This window comes from Microbacterium ureisolvens, assembly GCF_015278315.1.
GTDB classification, from domain to species: Bacteria; Actinomycetota; Actinomycetes; order Actinomycetales; family Microbacteriaceae; genus Microbacterium; species Microbacterium ureisolvens.
The window spans coordinates 113776-132143 of the sequence record NZ_JADIJE010000006.1 but is presented as its reverse complement, the minus strand read 5'-3'; the positions used below and the strand labels follow the sequence as shown (position 1 = coordinate 132143).

General features: G+C 71.8%; 16 protein-coding genes. 7 read left to right on the top strand and 9 right to left on the bottom strand.

The features are described from left to right. Positions 1–231 carry an acyl-CoA carboxylase subunit epsilon gene (locus tag IM767_RS11285; protein ID WP_109209911.1) on the top strand — a complete coding sequence of 77 codons (231 nt, stop codon included), beginning with the start codon at positions 1–3 and terminating at the stop codon, positions 229–231. 362 nt (positions 232–593) lie between these two features. On the opposite strand, the gene IM767_RS11280 is transcribed toward IM767_RS11285, so the two are convergent. From IM767_RS11280 to IM767_RS11265, 4 genes are read right to left on the bottom strand one after another with little or no spacing between them, the layout of a single operon-like run. After that, positions 594–1694: a hypothetical protein gene (locus tag IM767_RS11280; protein ID WP_109209910.1), complete on the bottom strand. Its 1101-nt coding sequence runs from the start codon at positions 1692–1694 to the stop codon at positions 594–596. After that, positions 1691–2938, bottom strand: coding sequence for a sensor histidine kinase (locus IM767_RS11275; protein ID WP_194398867.1), 1248 nt, complete (start codon positions 2936–2938; stop codon positions 1691–1693). The genes IM767_RS11280 and IM767_RS11275 overlap by 4 nt, the downstream gene beginning before the upstream one ends. Continuing rightward, positions 2928–3605 carry a response regulator gene (locus IM767_RS11270; protein WP_109209909.1) on the bottom strand — a complete coding sequence of 226 codons (678 nt, stop codon included), beginning with the start codon at positions 3603–3605 and terminating at the stop codon, positions 2928–2930. Before IM767_RS11270 ends, IM767_RS11275 begins: the two co-directional genes overlap by 11 nt. A gap of 9 nt (positions 3606–3614) precedes the next feature. Then, entirely contained in the window at positions 3615–5033 is a 1419-nt protein-coding gene (locus IM767_RS11265; protein ID WP_109209908.1) for a class I SAM-dependent RNA methyltransferase, read from the bottom strand. A 54-nt stretch (positions 5034–5087) separates the two neighbouring features. On the opposite strand from IM767_RS11265, the gene IM767_RS11260 reads away from it, so the two are divergent. The 3 genes from IM767_RS11260 to IM767_RS11250 all read left to right on the top strand — a co-directional run bounded on the left by IM767_RS11260 (position 5088) and on the right by IM767_RS11250 (position 8132). Further along, positions 5088–5765 (top strand): Maf family protein, encoded by a 678-nt coding sequence (locus tag IM767_RS11260; protein WP_109209907.1) that lies wholly within the window; start codon positions 5088–5090, stop codon positions 5763–5765. A gap of 112 nt (positions 5766–5877) precedes the next feature. Then, the gene (locus IM767_RS11255) at positions 5878–7644 is read left to right on the top strand and encodes an acetyl/propionyl/methylcrotonyl-CoA carboxylase subunit alpha (protein WP_109209906.1); all 1767 of its coding nucleotides are present in this window, start codon (positions 5878–5880) and stop codon (positions 7642–7644) included. Between the two features lie 188 nt (positions 7645–7832). Next, positions 7833–8132, top strand: coding sequence for a hypothetical protein (locus tag IM767_RS11250; protein ID WP_109209905.1), 300 nt, complete (start codon positions 7833–7835; stop codon positions 8130–8132). A 233-nt stretch (positions 8133–8365) separates the two neighbouring features. Here IM767_RS11250 and IM767_RS11245 read toward each other — a convergent pair whose 3' ends face one another. Further along, positions 8366–9814, bottom strand: a complete 1449-nt coding sequence (locus IM767_RS11245; RefSeq protein ID WP_378764968.1) for an NAD(P)H-quinone dehydrogenase — start codon at positions 9812–9814, stop codon at positions 8366–8368. Positions 9815–9929: 115 nt separating this feature from the next. Between IM767_RS11245 and IM767_RS11240 the strand changes: the two genes are divergently transcribed. The 3 genes from IM767_RS11240 (at position 9930) to IM767_RS11225 (ending at position 14619) form a co-directional block, all read left to right on the top strand. Then, positions 9930–10763 carry a purine-nucleoside phosphorylase gene (locus IM767_RS11240; RefSeq protein ID WP_109209903.1) on the top strand — a complete coding sequence of 278 codons (834 nt, stop codon included), beginning with the start codon at positions 9930–9932 and terminating at the stop codon, positions 10761–10763. 86 nt (positions 10764–10849) lie between these two features. Next, positions 10850–13018, top strand: a complete 2169-nt coding sequence (locus IM767_RS11230) for a phospho-sugar mutase (RefSeq protein ID WP_239453264.1) — start codon at positions 10850–10852, stop codon at positions 13016–13018. 119 nt (positions 13019–13137) lie between these two features. Beyond that, positions 13138–14619 carry an MFS transporter gene (locus IM767_RS11225; RefSeq protein ID WP_109209902.1) on the top strand — a complete coding sequence of 494 codons (1482 nt, stop codon included), beginning with the start codon at positions 13138–13140 and terminating at the stop codon, positions 14617–14619. A 57-nt stretch (positions 14620–14676) separates the two neighbouring features. Here the strand turns inward: IM767_RS11225 and IM767_RS11220 are convergent, their stop codons facing one another. The 4 genes from IM767_RS11220 to IM767_RS11205 are packed head-to-tail and all read right to left on the bottom strand — an operon-like array spanning position 14677 to position 18342. Beyond that, positions 14677–15612, bottom strand: a complete 936-nt coding sequence (locus tag IM767_RS11220) for an ATP-binding cassette domain-containing protein (RefSeq protein WP_109209901.1) — start codon at positions 15610–15612, stop codon at positions 14677–14679. After that, a complete protein-coding gene (locus tag IM767_RS11215; RefSeq protein ID WP_109209900.1) occupies positions 15609–16511 on the bottom strand; it encodes an ABC transporter ATP-binding protein in 903 nt (300 codons plus the stop codon). The genes IM767_RS11220 and IM767_RS11215 overlap by 4 nt, the downstream gene beginning before the upstream one ends. Next, positions 16508–17386, bottom strand: a complete 879-nt coding sequence (locus IM767_RS11210; RefSeq protein ID WP_198425872.1) for an ABC transporter permease — start codon at positions 17384–17386, stop codon at positions 16508–16510. Before IM767_RS11210 ends, IM767_RS11215 begins: the two co-directional genes overlap by 4 nt. Then, positions 17383–18342, bottom strand: a complete 960-nt coding sequence (locus IM767_RS11205) for an ABC transporter permease (RefSeq protein WP_109209899.1) — start codon at positions 18340–18342, stop codon at positions 17383–17385. Before IM767_RS11205 ends, IM767_RS11210 begins: the two co-directional genes overlap by 4 nt. Positions 18343–18368: the final 26 nt, after the last annotated feature.

Below are 18368 nucleotides of genomic sequence, written 5' to 3'. Positions count from 1 at the left end.
ATGGCAGACGACGGGACGGATGCCGGGGGCGTCAAGATCGACGTCCTCCGGGGCACGCCGATGGAGGAGGAGCTCGCCGCGCTCATCGCCGTCGTGAGCGAGGCCTACACCGGCGAGGCCGCCGAGGCCGTCGCCCCTGACGATGCGCGTCGCAGCGGCTGGTCGCTGTCGCAGCGCGCGCTGCGGCGCCCGCTCGACCGCGAGCTCGGCTGGGGACGCTTCGGCGGCTGACCGCAGGGGGACAACGGGCTGCGGCTTGTCCCCCGAAATACCTACAGACACCGGGCTTGCGGGATGGAGATACTTGTCTCGCTGGAACGCTTCTGCGTTCGGCCGATCCGGATCCGCTCTGCGGATTCCCCGGATCCGGCCATGCGGACGGTTTTCGGGTAACCGTCCGCCAGGCGAGGGGCGGGCGGCTTCGCCGCCCCTCGCCTCCTTCCACTCCGTTCCCCGCCTGGCGTCCCCTCCCCCTGCTGGGCGGGGAGCGAGGCTGTCTTCGAACGGCCGCGGGTCGCGGCATCCGTCATCCGCCGTCGCAACCGCGCGGCGGGCGGGTCCTGCGCGCGGTCAAGACCTGCCCGGCGAGGCGATCAGCCTCGGCCGGGGTGCGGGATCTCGCGCCACAGGTCGACGGCGTCCTCGTCGCTCGGTGCGCCGACCGACGTCGAGCGCCCGACGACGGTGACCGCGACGCGCTCGTCGGGCGAGGTGCGGATGTAGAGCCGGTCGGAGCTCGCCGAACGCAGCGCCTCGGCGAGCTGCCCGCGGATGACGCCGAGCGTCTCATCGTCCACGCCCTCGAGGCCGCCCTCGTCGAGCACGGTGACGTTCGCCCCGCGACGACGCGCGCGCTCGAGCTCGGCGCGCACCTCGTCGTCCAGCAGCCGTGGCCCGCGCATCTCGTCGCGCAGGCGCCCCTCGGCGATGCGGGCCTCGAGCCGGTCGGCGTCGGTCAGCACGCCGGCGTGGGCCACGGTGCGGGTCAGCACCGGTCCGGCGACCGCGAGCGCCCGCTGCACCTGCACACGCCGCTCCCGCTGGCGCACGACCTGCGCGGTCTGCCATCCGGTGGCGGCGCGCTGCAGCCGCGTGAGGCGCGCCGTGTCGCGCGCGGCGCGGTCCATGGACAGCACGAGGAGCTGCGCGCAGGCGACCCACACGATGGAGCCGACGAGCCCGAGCGCGAGCGCCGCGACGGGTCCCATCCAGATCATCGACGCCACGGCCAGCGCCACGATCCCCGACCACGCCGTCCACGGCCGCCGCCGGACCATCACGATCGTCATCAGCGCGCCGATGCCGCCGAGGTACCACGTGGCGAAGGGTGCGGTGCGCGAGGCCTCACCGACGGCGACCGAGATCGCACTGGGCACGATGAGCGCGCAGGCGAGCGCGAGGATCTGGGCGATGACCGGCAGCGGAAGCGGCCCGCGGATGCCGTCGACCGCGGCCTGGGCGGCGTCGTCAGGGTGTGCCGGTGACTCGGAATGGGGGATGGCGGGATGTGGGGCGGCTCGCACGGACGCGGGCTCCCAGAAGATGCAGAGCCACGTGGTGGCGAGGTAGAGCGCGAGCGCCGCGACCACGATGAGGGGCTGCGCCACGGGGCCGGTCCACGACAGGCCGCGCGCGGCGAGATAGGCCGTGAACGCGACCGCGAGCACGATGAGGACGTTCTTGACGCTGATCACGTGAGCGGCTCCTGCCAGTCCAGGCGCACGACGGTGCCGTGCGGTCCCGTCTCGAGATCGGCCTTGCCGCCCACCGCCGCCACGCGGGCCACGATCGACGCCCGGATGCCCAGCCGGTCGTCGGGGACCGCATCCAGATCGAATCCCTCACCCGCGTCGTGGACCTCGACGCGCACGCGCCCGCCGACGGTCGTGACCGCCACGCCGAGCCCGGCGCCTCCCGCGTGCTGGAGGGCGTTCGCGACCGCCTGAGTGGCCGCGAGCGTGAGAGCGCGGGCCACTCGACCGGGAATCGGGGAGCTCTGCGGATCGAGGTCGCGCTGCACGTCCACATCGACGCCGAGCTCGCTCGCCGCGTCGGCGATCTCGACGGCGAGGGTGGCGGCATCCCACGGCTCGTCCGTACCCTCGTGCGCGTCCTGCTCGGTGTTGGCCAGTCGCGTGAGCGCCTCGCGCGCCATCGTGGCGGCCAGCGTCCGCTCGCGCGGCGTGCTGGCGCGCTCGGCGGCGATGAGCGCGGCGAGCACGCTGTCGTGCATGAGCGCGGCCACGGAGACGCGCTCCTGCTCCGCGGCGTCCGCCGCGGCCGCTTTGGCGTAAGAGGCGACCGCCCGCGCTCGGGTCTCGTCGACGTTGACCGCCATGGAGCGGAAGAGCCATCCGAGGGTGAGGATGACGCCGCCGAGGATCAGCGTGAAAGACACGTCGAGCCCGACGACCAGCCAGTACTCCTGGACGAACCCCACCTGCACCAGCCGCACGATGCCGAACAGCACCGGGGTGACGGCGGTCCAGACGATCTGCAGCGGGAAGGGGAACGCCAGGACCGCGGCGAGCGTTGCGAGGTTCAGCGGCAGCCAGATCCAGGGCTCCTCCAGCGACGGCGGCGGCACACCGGCCGTCGCGATCGGCCAGGCGATGAGGGCGAGCACGTAGATCAGCGCGAAGCCGCCGGCCGCGATGCGCACGCCGCGCCCGATGAGGCACGCGAGGATCATCACGGCGAGCGAGCCGAACACCGCGATCATGAGCGCTTCGTGCCAGCCTGGCCGCTCGTCGGTCGAGCCGAGCGCCGTCACGAACGCCTGCAGGCCGACGATGACCGAGCCGAGCCCGGCGGCGAGCGAGATGATGCGCTCGACCCGGGAACGGGTGAAGGAGCCGATACCCGCCGTCGCCTGAGGCGAATGGGGGATCTGTGCCCACGCGGTGTCGAGCACGGCGGTCTGCCCGTCACCGGCCACGCGTGATGTCTCCCGCGTCGGCCGACGGTTCCACGAGGATGCCGTCCTCGACGGCTCGGTGCAGCAGATCGATCTTCGTGGGCGCCGGCCGGCCGACTTCCACGTACTTCACCCGGATGCGCGTGATGTTCTCCTTGGCCGTCGAGTACGCCACCCCGAGGCGGTCGGCGACGACTTTCAGCGGCAGTCCCGCTGCGTACAGGCGCAATACGTCGCGCTCGCGGGCCGACAGCGACGCATCGGCGAACGCCCGGTCCCCTTCGACCGCGCTCGCCCACTCGACGTTGTTGAGCGGCTCGCCGCGGGCCACCGTGCGGACGGCCGAGATGACGTCGCCGATGGGCGACGACTTGCTCACGACGCCGGCGGCGCCGGCGGCGAGGGCCTCGCGCACGGCGGCAGGGCGATCGGCGACGCTGTGGATGATCACGCTGGACCCGTCGAGCACGAGCCGCCGCACGTTCTCGGTCACCGTCGTCCCGTCGCCGAGCGTCAGGTCGAGCACGACCACGTCGGCGGGAGGCTGCCTCGAGAACGCACGCCAGTCGACGTACTCGGTGACGGTGCTGCCCGAGAAGGCGACGGCCATGGCCTCGGCACGCGCGCAGGCCGCCTCGAGGCCGAGCCGCACCGACTCGTGATCGTCGATGAAGGCTACGCGCGTCATGCCGTCAGCCTACCGACGTGCGCCGCTCCGGGAGAGAATTGCGACGGCTTCGACGTGATGCGAGTTGGGAAAAAGATCCAGAGCAGAGACGCTTTCGACGTCGTAGCCCCCGGCCCGGAAGGTGGCGATGTCGCGGGCGAGCGCCACAGGGTCGCACGCGACGTAGACCACGGTCTCGGGCGACAGCGACGCGATGCTCTCGACGACCTCGCGTCCTGCTCCCGAGCGCGGCGGGTCGAGGAGCACGACGCCCCTCGACAGCCGCTCGCGTTCGGTGACGGATGCCTCGGCCACCAGTCGCGCGAGCCACCTGTCGACGCGCCCGGTCTCGGCGCGGGCACCGACCCAGTCGGCCAGGTTCTCGCCCGCGTACTCGGTGGCGCGGGGGTCGGACTCGACGCTCGTGACCCGCGTGGACGGTCCGCCGAGGTCGCCGAGCGTCGCCGCGAACAGCCCGACGCCGCCGTAGAGGTCGAGGTGCCACGCGTCGGGATCGATCCACGCGCCGCCGCTGCGCGGTGCGGGTCCGTCGGCGCGAAGGCTCTGCAGCGCGCCGGCGACGTGCTGTGTGAGCGTGTGGGCGGCGAGGCGATGCACCTGCCAGAACCCGCCGGCGTCGACGCGGAAGTCGCGGTCGCCGACCCGCTGGTGCACGGTCTCCCGCGCGGGGTCGTTACGGGTCGTCGCCGGCGTGCCGGCTGGGCCAGCGGACGGCTTGCCGCCGCGACGCGCGCCGCGGCCGACGCCGCCGGCGCGGCCGCGAGGAGCCCGCTTCTCGGTCTCGGGCCGGGCGAGGACGCGCACGCGGCCGTCCGACGGCTGGACGAGGTCGACGCGGCCGGGCGCCGCGCCCCGCAGCTCGAGCGCCGCGCGCTCGACCGCGGCTGTGGCGAGAGGGAGGTCGTCGACCGCGATCACGCGATGGCTGCGCGCGGCGTAGGGGCCGATGCGCCCCTCCGCGTCGACGTGCAGGCTCACCCGCGTGCGCCACCCGGTCCCCTCGGGGCTCTCTTCTTCGCGCACTTCGCCGTCGGCGGAGAGCACCGGTGACACACCCTCGAGTCCCACCGGGAGATCGATGCCGCCGAACCTCTGGAGGGCGTCGGTCAGCACGCGCAGCTTGAGCGCCCGCTGGTGGCCGAGCTCGATATGGCCGAAGTCCGCTCCCCCTGGCCTGTTCTCGGGCGCGATGTCGACGTCGGCCTGGCGCCACACGTGCGGGCGCCGGTGCGGGGACGCGTCGAGGACCTCGAGCGTCTCGCCGCGCCAGAACGACTTCTTGGCGGTATCGGTGAGGCGCACGCGGACCTTCTCGCCCGGGATCGCATCCGGCACGAACACCACGCGTCCCTCGTGGCGGGCGACGAACACGCCGCCGTGCGCCACATCGGTGATCTCGAGGTCGATGACGTCGCCGGTTCCACTCACCCGTCGAGCCTACGCCGACGGGTGAGTCGACCCCCGGCCGCGTACGGTGGAGCCATGCGCGTCTGCCTCGCCTCGACCTCCCCCGCCCGGCTCATGCTGCTGGGGCAGTTCGGCATCCGTCCGCTGACCGTGGCGCCGGACGTCGACGAAGAGGCCGTCATCGCCGCCGTGGAGGCGGCGGAGGAGCGCACCCTCGCTCCCGACGAGCACGTGCTCCTGCTCGCCCGGCGCAAGGCGGCCGACGTGGCGGCGCGCCTGCGCGATGACATCCCGGACTTCGACGGCATCGTGATCGGCGGCGACTCGATGTTCGAGCTCGGCGGCGAGGTGCTCGGCAAGCCCTACACGCCCGAGAACGCCGTCGCCCGCTGGCGGGCGATGCGCGGTCGCACCGGCGTCCTGCATTCCGGCCACGCCGTCGTGCGCATCGAGCCCGACGCACCGCCGCGCGAGGTGCACGCGACGGCCGCGGCATCCGTCTCGTTCGCGGCGGACGTGACGGATGCCGAGATCGACGCGTACGTCGCGACCGGCGAACCCCTCCACGTGGCGGGCGCGTTCACGGTCGACAGCCTGGGCGGCGCCTTCATCGAGCGCGTCGAAGGCGACCCGTCGACCGTGGTGGGCATGTCGCTGTCGACGCTGCGCCGTCTCGTGCGCGACGTCGGGGTCGACTGGGCGGCGCTGTGGAACACCGTCGATCCGTCCCTCGGCGACACTCCGGCGGTGTAGGTCGGGGCCTCTCGTCGACGCGCCGGCCTTGTAGTAGGAATCCCACGTTTCTGGTCGGTTCTTGTACGAACCGCTCAAAAGCCCTCGGGATGCCGTCGGTAGGCTGGCATCCATGCCTCAGATCGCCAAGGTTCTCGTTGCCAACCGCGGCGAGATCGCCGTTCGCGTCATCCGCGCCGCCCGCGACGCCGGAAAGTCGTCGGTTGCCGTCTACGCCGACCAGGACCGCGACGCCATGCACTCCCGGCTCGCTGACGAGGCATACGCGCTGGAAGGCTCGACGAGCGCCGAGACCTACCTGTCGATCGACAAGATCCTCTCCGTGGCCCGCCGTTCCGGTGCCGACGCGGTCCACCCCGGCTACGGCTTCCTCGCCGAGAACGCCGACTTCGCCCGCGCCGTCATCGGCGCGGGCCTGATCTGGATCGGCCCGAGCCCCGAGGCGATCGAGGCCCTCGGCGACAAGGTGACCGCCCGCGCCGTCGCCGAGAAGGTGGGCGCCCCGCTCGCCCCCGGCACGCCCGGCCCGGTCGCGGGAGCCGACGAGGTCGTCGCCTTCGCCGAGTCCGTCGGCCTTCCGATCGCCATCAAGGCCGCCTACGGCGGCGGCGGACGCGGCCTCAAGGTCGCCCGCACGCTCGACGAGGTGCCCGAGCTCTTCGAGTCGGCCACGCGTGAGGCGATCGCGGCGTTCGGCCGCGGCGAGTGCTTCGTCGAGAAGTACCTCGACAAGCCGCGTCACGTCGAGACGCAGTGCCTCGCGGATGCCGCGGGCAACGTCGTCGTCATCTCCACGCGCGACTGCTCGCTGCAGCGACGTCACCAGAAGCTCGTCGAGGAGGCGCCCGCGCCCTTCCTCACCGACGAGCAGAACCGCGTGCTGTACGAGGCATCGAAGGCCATCCTCAAGGAGGTCGGCTACGTCGGCGCGGGCACGTGCGAGTTCCTCATCGGCGCCGACGGCACGATCTCGTTCCTCGAGGTGAACACCCGCCTGCAGGTCGAGCACCCCGTTTCGGAGGAAGTCACCGGCATCGACCTCGTGCGCGAGCAGTTCCGCCTCGCCGAGGGCGAGGAGCTCGGCTACGACGACCCGGTCGCCGACGGCCACTCGATCGAGTTCCGCATCAACGGCGAGGACCCGGGCCGCGGGTTCCTTCCCCAGCCCGGCCCGATCCACGTGTTCAAGACGTTCGGCGGTCCCGGCATCCGTCTGGATTCCGGCGTCACCGCCGGCGACAGCGTGTCGGGCGCCTTCGACTCGCTGCTCGCGAAGATCATCGTCACCGGCCGCGACCGCGCCGAGGCGCTCGAGCGCTCCCGTCGTGCCCTCGACGAGTTCGAGGTGTCGGGCCTTCCGACGGTGCTGCCGTTCCACCGCGCAGTCGTGCGCGACCCCGCTTTCACGGCCGAGGACGGCCGGTTCGGCGTCTACACGCGGTGGATCGAGACGGAGTTCGTGAACGACATCGCCCCGTGGGACGGGGAACTCGCCGAGACCACGCCCGCCGAGGCGCGCCACACCGTCGTCGTGGAGGTGGCAGGCAAGCGCCTCGAGGTGAGCCTTCCCGACCGTGTCGTCGCCGCGCCGGGTGTCGCGGGCCGCCCCGCCGCCGTTCCGCCGTCGCGCCGCTCGCACGCCCCGTCGGTGGTCGCCGGCGCCTCGGGCGACGCCGTCAAGTCGCCGATGCAGGCGACCGTGGTCAAGGTCGCCGTCGAGGAGGGCCAGCAGGTCGTCAAGGGCGACCTCGTGGTCGTGCTCGAGGCGATGAAGATGGAACAGCCGATCCAGGCCCACAAGGACGGCGTCATCGGCGCGATCAACGCCGACCCCGGCGCGACGGTCTCGGCCGGCCACCAGCTCCTCACGATCTCCTGATGGCTGACGGCTGACGGATGCCTCGCCCCGAGGCATCCGTCGTTCATCCCTGCGCCGTCTACCCCGCTCCTTCTTCGCCGACATCGCGGTTTCTCGGCGAGCGACCGCGCTTTCGTCGCCGGCGACGGGGTTCTTCGCCGAGTGACCGCGATCTCGACGGCTCGGCACGCACGCGGCAGGATGGCGGCATGGCCACCCCCGAATCCGACGCGCCCGAGGTGTCGGCGCTCGCGATCAACGTCGTGATCCCGACCGAACTGCGCTGGACCGACGTGCGGCGCGGCGAGGAGTTCGAGCTGCAGTCGCTCACCGTGCGTCTGCTGCCCGACCGCTCGGTCGCCGTCAAGGCGTACGGCCGACCGACCGCGGGCGGACGCGGAGCCTACGTGTCGTTCGCGATGCCCGACCGGCCGGAGCTGCGTGCCCTTGTGGACGAGGCCGCGAACCGGGCCGCAGCGCTCTGGGCCACGAACACCGGCCTCGCCTGACATCACCTTCACCCCGCCGACATCGCGGTTGCTCGGCGAGCAACCACGCCCTGGGTGCCGACAACCCGGTTCCTCGCCGAGTAACCGTATCTCGACAGCACTTGGCGCGGCGTGCGCGGGCGCGGGGCGAGCGCGCGGGCGCGAGAGCGCTCGGGAGCGAGAGCGGGCGCGGACGCGGGCGAACGAGAATCGCGGCGGATGCCGGGGGCGCGGCATCCGGGATCGCTCGGCGGTCAGCCGCCGTAGACGTTGTGGTCGACGACGTGCATCGCGCGGGCGGCGTCGGTGATGCTGCCGGAGAGCGACGGGTACACCGCGAACACGCGGGAGACCTGGTCGACCGTGAGCCGGCGCTCGACCGCGATCGCGATCGGGTAGATGAGCTCGGAAGCGCGCGGGCCGACGATGACGCCGCCGATGACCGTGCCGCTGCCCTCGCGGGCGATGATCTTGACGAAGCCGTCCTTGATGCCCATCATCTTGGCCCGGGCGTTGGCGGCGAGCGGCATCTTGTGCACGACGCCGTTGATGTGGCCGTCGTCGATGTCGGTCTCCTGCCACCCGACGGTGGCGATCTCGGGCGCGGTGAAGATGTTCGACGTGATGCGGCGGCGCTCGAGCGGGATCACGACGTCGCCGAGGGCGTGGAAGATCGCGGTGCGCCCCTGCATCGAGGCGACGGACGCCAGCGGCACGAAGGTGGTGCAGTCGCCGGCTGCGTAGATGTTGGGCACCGACGTGCGCGCCACGCGGTTCACCTGGATGTGACCGGAGTCGGTCATCTGCACGCCCGCCTGCTCGAGGCCGATGCCGGCGGTGTTGGGGATCGAGCCGACTGCCATGAGGCAGTGGCTGCCCTCGACCGTGCGCCCGTCGGAGAGGGTCACCACGACGCCGTCGCCGGTGTTCTCGACCCGGTCGGCGCGGGACTTCGACAGCAGCTTCATGCCGCCCCGCTTGAAGACGCGCTCGAGGACTGCGGCGGCATCCTTGTCCTCACCCGGGAGCACCTGGTCGCGGCTCGAGACCAGCGTGACCTTCGCACCGAGGTTCATGTAGGCGCCGGCGAACTCGGCGCCGGTGACGCCCGAGCCGACGACGATGAGGTGCTCGGGGAGCGCCGTCATGTTGTAGAGCTGGGTCCACGTGAGGATGCGCTCGCCGTCGGGCTTGGCGTGCGGAAGCTCGCGCGGGGACGAGCCCGTCGAGACGACGAGGGTGTCGGCCTCGATGCGGTCGAAGTCGGTGCCGCCGGGCCCGGTCGAGACCACGACGGCGTTGTCGCCCTCGAGGCGCCCGTGGCCCGAGATGATGCGCACACCGGCCTCGGCGAGCGAGGCCCGCATGTCGTCGGACTGCTGCCGGGCGAGGGTCAGCAGGCGCTTGTTGACCGCGGTGAGGTTGATGGCGATCTCGGGCTTGAGCGGCTTGCCGTCCTTGCCCTTCGCGAACAGCTGCACCCCGAGGTCTCCGGCGCCGGCGATCGCCACGGCCGCGTCGGCGGTCGCGATGAGCGACTTCGACGGCACGACGTCGGTGATGACGGCCGACCCTCCGATACCCGCGCGCTCGACGACGGTCACCTCCGCGCCGAGCTGGGCGGCGGCCAGCGCCGCTTCGTAGCCTCCGGGTCCGCCGCCGAGGATGGCGACGCTCTGGGTGGTCTCGAAGCTGATCGACATGGCTTCCATTCTTCCCTGCCCGACGCCGCGGACACGACACACGGGCGACACACCCGGGCTGAGCCTTCGTCGGGCCTCGCTGGCCCTCCCGCCCGCCGGTTCCTAAAGTGGTGGCATGTCTGACACCACCGGCAATCCTCTCGACGACCCCACGGCAGACCCGTTCGCGGTCGCCGCCGCCGCCGCGGAGGACATCGCCCGCATCACCGGAGTCGAGCGCCACGATGTGGCACTGACGCTCGGCAGCGGCTGGGGCAAGGCGGCGGAACTGCTCGGCGAGACCACCTCGACGTTCCCCGCCACCGACGTGACGGGCTTCAGCGCACCTGCGCTCACCGGACACGTCGGCACCCTGCGGAGCATCGTCACCCCGAAGGGCCGGCGCGTGCTGGTCATCGGCGCCCGCACGCACTACTACGAAGGACACGGCCCGCGACGGGTCGTGCACAGCGTGCGCACCGCTGCCGCTGCCGGCGTTCGCACCATGGTGCTCACCAACGGCGCCGGCGGCATCAAGCACACCTGGACCCCGGGCCGCCCGGTGCTGATCAGCGATCACATCAACATGACCGGCGACACGCCGCTCGAAGGCGCGACGTTCATCGACCTCACCGACCTGTACTCGATGCGACTGCGCGACCTCGCGCGCTCGATCGATCCGAGCCTGGACGAAGGCGTGTACTGCCAGTTCCGCGGACCCCAGTACGAGACGCCGGCCGAGGTCCAGATGGTGAAGACCTTCGGCGGCCACATCGTCGGCATGTCGACCGCGCTCGAGGCGATCGCCGCGCGCCAGGCCGGCATGGAGATCCTCGGCTTCTCGCTCATCACGAACATGGCCGCCGGCATCCAGAAGACCCCCCTCAGCCACCAGGAGGTGCTCGACGCCGGCCGCGAGGCCGAGCCGGTCATCTCGTCCCTGCTGGCCCGCGTGATCGGGGCGCTGTGAACGGCCGCGAGGTCCCGGCGGCGGACCCTGAGGTCCAGGAGCCGGCCCCGGAGAAGGTCCCGACCGGCGACGAGGCCGCGGCGGACGTGCTCGCCCGGGCCCATGCCTGGCTGGCGCAGGACCCCGACGGCGAGACCCGCACCGAGCTGCGCGCGCTGATCGAAGCGGCGGAGTCGGGGGATGCCGCGGCCGCCGAACAGCTCGCAGACCGTTTCTCTGCGCGCCTGGCGTTCGGCACGGCCGGACTGCGCGGCGCTCTCGGCGCCGGCAGCAACCGGATGAACCGCGTGCTGGTCGCCCAGGCGGCGGCGGGCCTCGCGGCGTACGTGCGTGAGAAGGCCGGACTGCCGCCGGTGGGTCCGGACGCCGTGACCCCGGCCGGCACGGACGCCGACGCGGCGGCCTCGGACGCCGACGCGGCGGGCGCGGAGGGCGACGCGAGCCGGTCGGCACGCCACGACGCGGACGACGACGCAGTCGTGGTCGCGTCGACGGATGCCTCGTCCGAGAGTCCGGCCGAGGGCGCCGCCCTCGCCGGAGAAGTCGCGGAGACCTCGCCGGCCACGGACGCCGAGCCCGCGCCGAGCGTTGACGACGCCCCAACTCAGGAACCCGCATCGCAGGCCGCCGATACCTCGGATGCCGCGGAGAACGAGCCCGGAGCGGAGGAGAACGAGCCCGGCGCCTCGACGCACGACGGCGACGACGCCCGCGACGGCGACGCGGCCGCGGGCGCGGCATCCGTCGCCTCCCCTGTCTCAGGACCGTCGGCGCCCGAGCTGACCGACGCCCCCTCGGCGGACGCGCTCGAGGCCGAGGGCCCGAAGGTGCCGGGGATCCTCGATGACGCGCCGATCGTCGTCATCGGGTACGACGGACGCCGCAACTCCGACGTGTTCGCGCGCGACTCCGCCGAGATCTTCGCGGGCGCGGGTCTCCGCGCGATCCTGATGCCGCGCCTGCTGCCCACACCCGTGCTCGCCTTCGCGGTGCGGCACTTCGGCGCGGCGGCCGGCGTCATGGTGACCGCCAGCCACAACCCGCCCGACGACAACGGGTACAAGGTGTACCTCGGCGGCGCCGACGACGGCTCCCAGATCGTCTCCCCCGCCGACGCGGAGATCGCCGCGCACATCACCCGCGTCGCCGACGCCGGCGACATCAGCACGCTTCCGCGGTCACTGGGCTTCGAGCTCGCGACCGAGGACGTCGTCGACGCGTATGTGAACGCGACCGCTGCTGTCGCGCCGGCCCCCGCGGGCGCGCAGGACCTGACGTGGGTCTACACCGCGATGCACGGCGTCGGGTGGGAGACCTTCTCGCGCATCCTCGAGGCCGCGGGCTACCCGGCACCCGTGCCGGTCACCGCACAGCTCGAGCCCGACGGCGCGTTCCCGACCGTGGCGTTCCCGAACCCGGAGGAACCGGGTGCGATGGACCTCGCTTTCGAGGCGGCCCGCGACGCCGGGGTCGACCTCGTGATCGCGAACGACCCCGACGCGGACCGGCTGGCGGTGGCGCTGCCCGATGACTCGGCCGAGGGTGGATGGCGACGGCTGACCGGCAACGAGATCGGACTGCTGCTGGGCTGGCGTGCCGCCCGGCTCGCGACGGCGGAGGGCGCGGCGCCCGGCGCTTCGCTCGCCTGCTCGCTGGTGTCGTCGCCGGGGCTGCAGACGGTCGCCGAGCACTACGGCCTCGACTTCCACGCGACGCTCACCGGATTCAAGTGGATCTCGCGCGCACCGGGGATGGTGTTCGGCTTCGAGGAGGCCCTCGGCTACCTGGTGAACCCGGCCACCGTGCGCGACAAGGACGGGATCTCGGCGGCGGTCGCCATCCTCGGGATGGTGTCCGAGGCGCGTGAGCGGGGCGCGACGCTCGCCGACCTCCTGGCGGAGTTCGACCAGCAGTTCGGCTCGTTCGCCAGCGACCAGGTGTCGGTGCGCGTGGACGACGTGTCGCAGATCAGCGACATCATGTCGGCGCTGCGGGCGCGGCATCCCGAATCCATCGGAGAAGTCGCCGTGGAGCGCGTGGACGACCTGCTCGGCGGCTTCGGCGACCTGCCCCCGGGTGACGTGCTGCGTCTGTGGCTGGCCGACGGCTCGCGCGTGATCGTGCGCCCGAGCGGCACCGAGCCCAAGCTCAAGCTCTACCTCGACGTGCGCGGGGACGATCGCGACGACGCCGCGGGGAGGATCGGCGCGCTGGCCGACGGGGCCCGCGCGCTGCTCGCCGAGTACGGCGGGTAGGGTTCGGACGCGCTGCGCGCGTCGGACCCCCGTGTTAGAGTCACTTCGCGATATATCGCGAACCTCGTCTTCATCGGGCGTTCGCGGGTGCGCACGGGGGCGTGGATACGAGGAGTGAGATGAGCGGCGCGCACGAACGAGATCGAACGGATGCCGAGACCGACGCGTCGCCCCCGGCCCCGGGCTCTCCGCTCGGGGCCGCGAGCCTGGCCGGCGCAGAGCCGTCGGAGGCCGGCGACGGCACGGGCGGTCCGGCGGGGTCGGCTGAGCCCGCGGATCCGCCTGGCTGGCTGAGGAACGTCGTCCTCTTCCTGAGCGGTCAGACCGTCAGCCTGTTCGGCTCGATGCTGGTGCAGTACGCCGTGTTCTGGTACCTCACGATCACGTACCAGTCCGGGATCATCATGACCCTGGCGGCGGTGTTCGGATTCCTCCCGCAGGCGATCGTGTCGATCTTCGGCGGTGTGTGGGCCGACCGCCACAACCGCAAGTACCTCATCATGGGCGCTGACGCGGCGATCGCCCTGTCGACCCTGGCGCTCGCGCTCATCATGATGACCGGCTACGACGCCGTGTGGCTGCTCTTCGCCACCATGGCGGTCCGCTCGGCGGGCGCCGGCATCCAGATGCCGGCGGTGTCGGCCCTCATCCCCCAGATCGTCCCCGCCCGCAACCTCATCCGGGTGAACGGCATCAACGGGTCGATCCAGTCGGCGATGGCGCTTCTCGCGCCGGCCGTCGCGGGCGCGCTGTACGCGTGGGCCTCGGCTGCGTCGGGGGGAACGGCCGCCTCGCTCATCCCGATCTTCTTCATCGACGTGGTGACCGCCGTGATCGACGTCGGCATCCTCGCGTTCATCCCGGTCGCCACGCTCCGACGGGCGGCCGACGCGCACACGGGCTACTTCGCCGATCTCGCCGACGGCGTGCGGTACATCGTGCACCACGCGTTCGTGCGCTGGCTGCTGGTCCTGTTCGCGATCATCTTCCTGCTGACCGTCGCGCCGTCGAACCTCACTCCGCTCATGCTTGTGCGCTCGTTCCCTGCGGGCGAGGCGCAGGATGTCGTGAACCTGGCGGTGCTCGAGATCGCCTTCAGCATCGGCATGATGCTCGGCGGCATCCTGGTGGCCTCCTTCTTCGCGAAGCGCAGCCGGATCGCGCTCATCGTGGTCTCGTCGCTCGTGTTCGGCGCGCTGTCGATCGGCCTCGGCCTGTCGCCCAACGTCTGGGTCTTCTTCGGCTTCATGTTCCTGGTCGGTCTCGCGGTGCCGTTCTTCTCGACGCCCTCGATGACCCTGCTGCAGGAGACGGTCGAACCCGAGCGTCAGGGGCGCGTGTTCGGGTTCGTCGGGATCGTGATGGCCGTGGCGATGCCGATCGGCATGGTCGTGTTCGGTCCCCTCGCCGACGTCGTGTCGATCGAGGTGCTGCTCATCGCCGCGGGCCTGCTGACGTTCGTCGTCATCGGCCTCGCGGTCTGGCTTCCGGCCGGTCAGCGGGCGATCGCCGCCGCCCGCCACGCCGCGCAGCTCGCGGAGAAGGATCCGGGCGCGGCGGCCGCGGTGGTCGAGGCCGACATGCACTCCAAGGACGCCTGACCTCTCACTCACTCAGCCTTGTGCCAGGCAGCTGGGCCACCGCCCGCGGCCCACGGGTCAGCGGAGCACGAGATGACCCGGCGACACCTCCGCGAGGGCGGTGCCGTCGGGCTCGAGCCCGACCGGCTCGGGCCTGGTCGAGATGCGCTCGAGGCGGCGCCGGGCCTGCGCGGGATCCGTGGTGAGCGCGGCGTCGAGGAGATGCCGCGTGTACGGGTGCTGCGGCGAGGCGAACACCTCGGCGGTGGGGCCGAGCTCGACGATCCGTCCGCGGTTCATCACCGCCGTGCGGTTCGCGATCTCGCGCACGACCGAGAGGTCGTGGGAGATGAACAGGTACGTCAGGGAGAGCTCCCGCTGCAGCCGCAGCAGCAGCTCGGTGACCTGGGCCTGGATCGACATGTCGAGCGCAGACAGCGGCTCGTCGCACACGACGAAGCCGGGCCGCACGGCGATCGCGCGGGCGATCACGATCCGCTGCCGCTGGCCTCCCGAGAAGGCGCGGGGGTGACGGTGCACGGCATCGCCGTCGATCCCGACCGCGGCGAGAGCCTCGACCGCCCTCGCGCGCGGATCGGCGTCGGAAGTGAGGACGGTCAAGGGCTCCATGACATTCTGGAGCGCCGTCCGGTGCGGGTTCAGCGACGAGAACGGGTCCTGGAAGATCACCTGCATGGAGCGGTGGTACGGCGCACGGCGCTTGCGCGGCAGCGACGTCAGCTCGACGCCCTCATAGGCGACGGTGCCGCTCGTGGGCTCCTCCATCTGCAGGATGCAGCGGCCGAGCGTGGATTTGCCGCTCCCCGACTCGCCGACCAGAGCGAGGGTCTCGCCGCGCCGGATCGTGAGGTCGATGCCGTCGACGGCCCGGGTCGTGCCCGTGGTGCGGCCCCAGGCGTTGCGCTGAGGGAAGGTCTTCACGAGCCCTCGCACCTCGACGAGATCGGCCGTGGGTTTGCTGCCCGGTTCCTGAGCCTGTCGAAGGGGGCTCATGCGTCCGCTCCGTTCTCGGTGGCGTCGGCGTGCTCAGCGTCCACGGCGATGCCGGAGACCCGGAGCTCCTCCGGGGCGTCGGGTGCGGCATCCAGCAGCTCCCGCGTGTACGGATTCCGCGGCCCCTGGAACACGCGATCCACCGGGCCCGACTCCACGATGCGGCCGTCCTTCATCACGAGCACGTCGTCGCAGACGGCCGCGACCACGCCGAGGTCGTGCGTGACGATGAGGACGGTGAGAGAGCGCTCGGTCTGGAGCGTGCGCAGCAGCGCGAGGATCTGCGCCTGGATGGTCGCGTCCAGTGCCGTCGTGGGCTCGTCGGCGAGCAGCAGTTCGGGCCGCGCGAGGAGCGCCATCGCGATCATGGCACGCTGGCGCATGCCGCCCGACAGCTCGTGCGGGTAGCGCGAGAGCACCCCCTCCGGGTCGGGGATCCGCACAGCCTCGAGCGCTTCGCGCGCGAGCGCCGTCGCCTGACGGCGTCCGACCTTCTGGAAGCGCTGCGCGACCTCGGTGAGGTGCCCGCCGATCCGGACCAGCGGGTTGAACGAGGTCATCGGGTCCTGGAAGACCATCGCGGCCGGCAGCCGCCGCTGCGGAAGGGTCGCGGTGACGTCCTCGCCGTCGAGCAGCACGCGCCGCCATTCGCGCGAAGCCCCGTCGGGGAGGATCCCCATGAGCGCCCGCAGCAGCATCGTCTTGCCGGATCCGGATTCGCCCACGATGCCCACCACGCGGCCGCGCGGCACATCGAACGACACGTCGTGGAGCACGCGCGCGCGTCCGCCGGTGCGACCGGGCAGATCGACGTGGAGACCGTCGACGCTGAGCAGCAGGTCGCTCACCGCGACCGAGCCCGGGCCACCGGGCGTGCCGTGGGCTGCGGCATCCGTCATGACGCCCCTCCTTCGCTGACCGACTGGCGCAGCGCGTCGCCGAGCACGTTGAACGACAGCACCGTGAGCAGGATCAGCACACCCGGGATCAGCGCCAGATACGGCGCGCTCTGCAGGCTGCCCTGCGCGGTCTCGAGGAGGCTCCCCCACGACGCCATCGGCGGCTGGATGCCGAGCCCGAGGAAGCTCAGCGCCGACTCGGTGAGGATCGCGGTCGAGATGCTCGCGGTCGCCGCGACAATGATCGTCGGCGCGGCGTCGGGGATCACGTGGCGCCACATCACGAGCTCGCGCCGCACGCCGATGTACTTCGCGTAGCGGACGAACGCCCGCTCGCGGAGTGTGAGGGTCTCGGCGCGAACGAGCCGGGCGGTCGCCATCCATGAGAACACGCCGATCACGAAGATGATCGTCCAGAGCCCGGGCTTGAGGAACACGCTCGCGACGATCACGAGAACCATCCACGGGATCGACGACAGGAAGTCGACGACCCGCATCAGGGCGTCGTCGACGCGACCGCCGGCGTACCCGGCGATCAGGCCGACCACGACGCCGATGGCGGTCGCGGCGGCCATCGCGAGGATGCCGACCGTCAGCGAGATGCGCCCGCCGTATACGACCCGCGAGAAGTAGTCGCGCCCGAGCTCATCGGTGCCGAACCAGTGCGCGGCGCTGGGCGGCTGCCAGCGGCTCGCCAGATCGGTGGTCGTCGGATCGAGGGGAAGAAGCGGCGCGAGCAGCGAGATCGCGCCGACGATCACCAGGAATGCGATCGCGAGGAGCGCCGAGACCGAGCGGAACGACCGCGTGCGGTGCACGAGCGTGGTGGCGTCGACCACTGCGGCGACGTTGGGCGTGGTGTCGGCGGTGGTCATGAGCCCGCTCCGATCCGGATGCGCGGGTCGACGACGACGTACAGGATGTCGGCGATGAGGTTGCCGACGATCACGAGCACCGCCGACAGCAGCAGCACCGCGAGCACGACCGGGTAGTCGAGGCTGCGGGTCGCCGTGAGGAAGTAGGGGCCGATCCCCGGCCAGCCGAAGATCGACTCGGTGACGATCGCGCCGGTGACGAGGATGGGGAGGGCCAGGCCCAGCTGCGTGATGATCGGGAGCATCACGTTGCGGCCGACATGCCTCGTGAGCACCTGCCGGCGCGAGGCGCCGAATCCGCGCTGCACGAGCACGTAGTCCTGTGAGAACTGGTTGATGGTCGCCGAGCGCACGTACCGCGCGAGCTCGGGGAAGAACGCGACCACGAGCACCAGGAACGGCATGACGAAGTGCATCAGGAAGTCGACCGGGTCTCCCTGCTTGCCCACCGAGTGCATGCCGATGATCGGGAACCAGCGCAGCTGGTAGCCGAAGACGTAGATCACGAGCAGGGCGAACCAGAACGACGGCGTCGCGATGCCGATGCCGGCGAGACCGTCGATCGCCTTGTCGATCACGGTGCCGCGGCGCGAGCCGGCGATGAGGCCCAGGACGATCGCGAGCACGAGGGCCGCGACGTACGCCGGAGCCACGAGCAGGATCGTGTTGGGGATGCGGGCGGCGAGCTCCTCGGCGATCGGCTGACGGCTGGCGAGCGAGTAGCCGAAGTCGCCCCGCACGACGTTCCCGAGCCAGAGCCCGTACTGCACCACGAGGGGCTGGTCGAGGCCGTACCGCTCGCGCATGGCGGCCTTGGTCTCTTCCGACATCTGCGGCGTCGTGATGGTGTCGACCACGTCGTACGGCGCGGCGTGCAGCAGCGCGAAGACGATGAACGTCACGAGCAGCAGCATCGGCACGACCTGCAGCAGGCGGCGGAGGATGTAGACCGCCATCGTTCTCCTTTCACGGCGCGTGACCG

What these genes read in the sequence shown, in the direction of transcription:
- IM767_RS11285 (WP_109209911.1), top strand. Translation starts at nt 1, where the DNA reads ATGGCAGACGACGGGACGGATGCCGGGGGCGTCAAGATCGACGTCCTC.
- IM767_RS11270 (WP_109209909.1), bottom strand. Translation starts at nt 3,605, where the DNA reads ATGACGCGCGTAGCCTTCATCGACGATCACGAGTCGGTGCGGCTCGGC.
- IM767_RS11260 (WP_109209907.1), top strand. Translation starts at nt 5,088, where the DNA reads ATGCGCGTCTGCCTCGCCTCGACCTCCCCCGCCCGGCTCATGCTGCTG.
- IM767_RS11255 (WP_109209906.1), top strand. Translation starts at nt 5,878, where the DNA reads ATGCCTCAGATCGCCAAGGTTCTCGTTGCCAACCGCGGCGAGATCGCC.
- IM767_RS11250 (WP_109209905.1), top strand. Translation starts at nt 7,833, where the DNA reads ATGGCCACCCCCGAATCCGACGCGCCCGAGGTGTCGGCGCTCGCGATC.
- IM767_RS11245 (WP_378764968.1), bottom strand. Translation starts at nt 9,814, where the DNA reads ATGTCGATCAGCTTCGAGACCACCCAGAGCGTCGCCATCCTCGGCGGC.
- IM767_RS11240 (WP_109209903.1), top strand. Translation starts at nt 9,930, where the DNA reads ATGTCTGACACCACCGGCAATCCTCTCGACGACCCCACGGCAGACCCG.
- IM767_RS11225 (WP_109209902.1), top strand. Translation starts at nt 13,138, where the DNA reads ATGAGCGGCGCGCACGAACGAGATCGAACGGATGCCGAGACCGACGCG.
- IM767_RS11220 (WP_109209901.1), bottom strand. Translation starts at nt 15,612, where the DNA reads ATGAGCCCCCTTCGACAGGCTCAGGAACCGGGCAGCAAACCCACGGCC.
- IM767_RS11215 (WP_109209900.1), bottom strand. Translation starts at nt 16,511, where the DNA reads ATGACGGATGCCGCAGCCCACGGCACGCCCGGTGGCCCGGGCTCGGTC.
- IM767_RS11210 (WP_198425872.1), bottom strand. Translation starts at nt 17,386, where the DNA reads ATGACCACCGCCGACACCACGCCCAACGTCGCCGCAGTGGTCGACGCC.
- IM767_RS11205 (WP_109209899.1), bottom strand. Translation starts at nt 18,342, where the DNA reads ATGGCGGTCTACATCCTCCGCCGCCTGCTGCAGGTCGTGCCGATGCTG.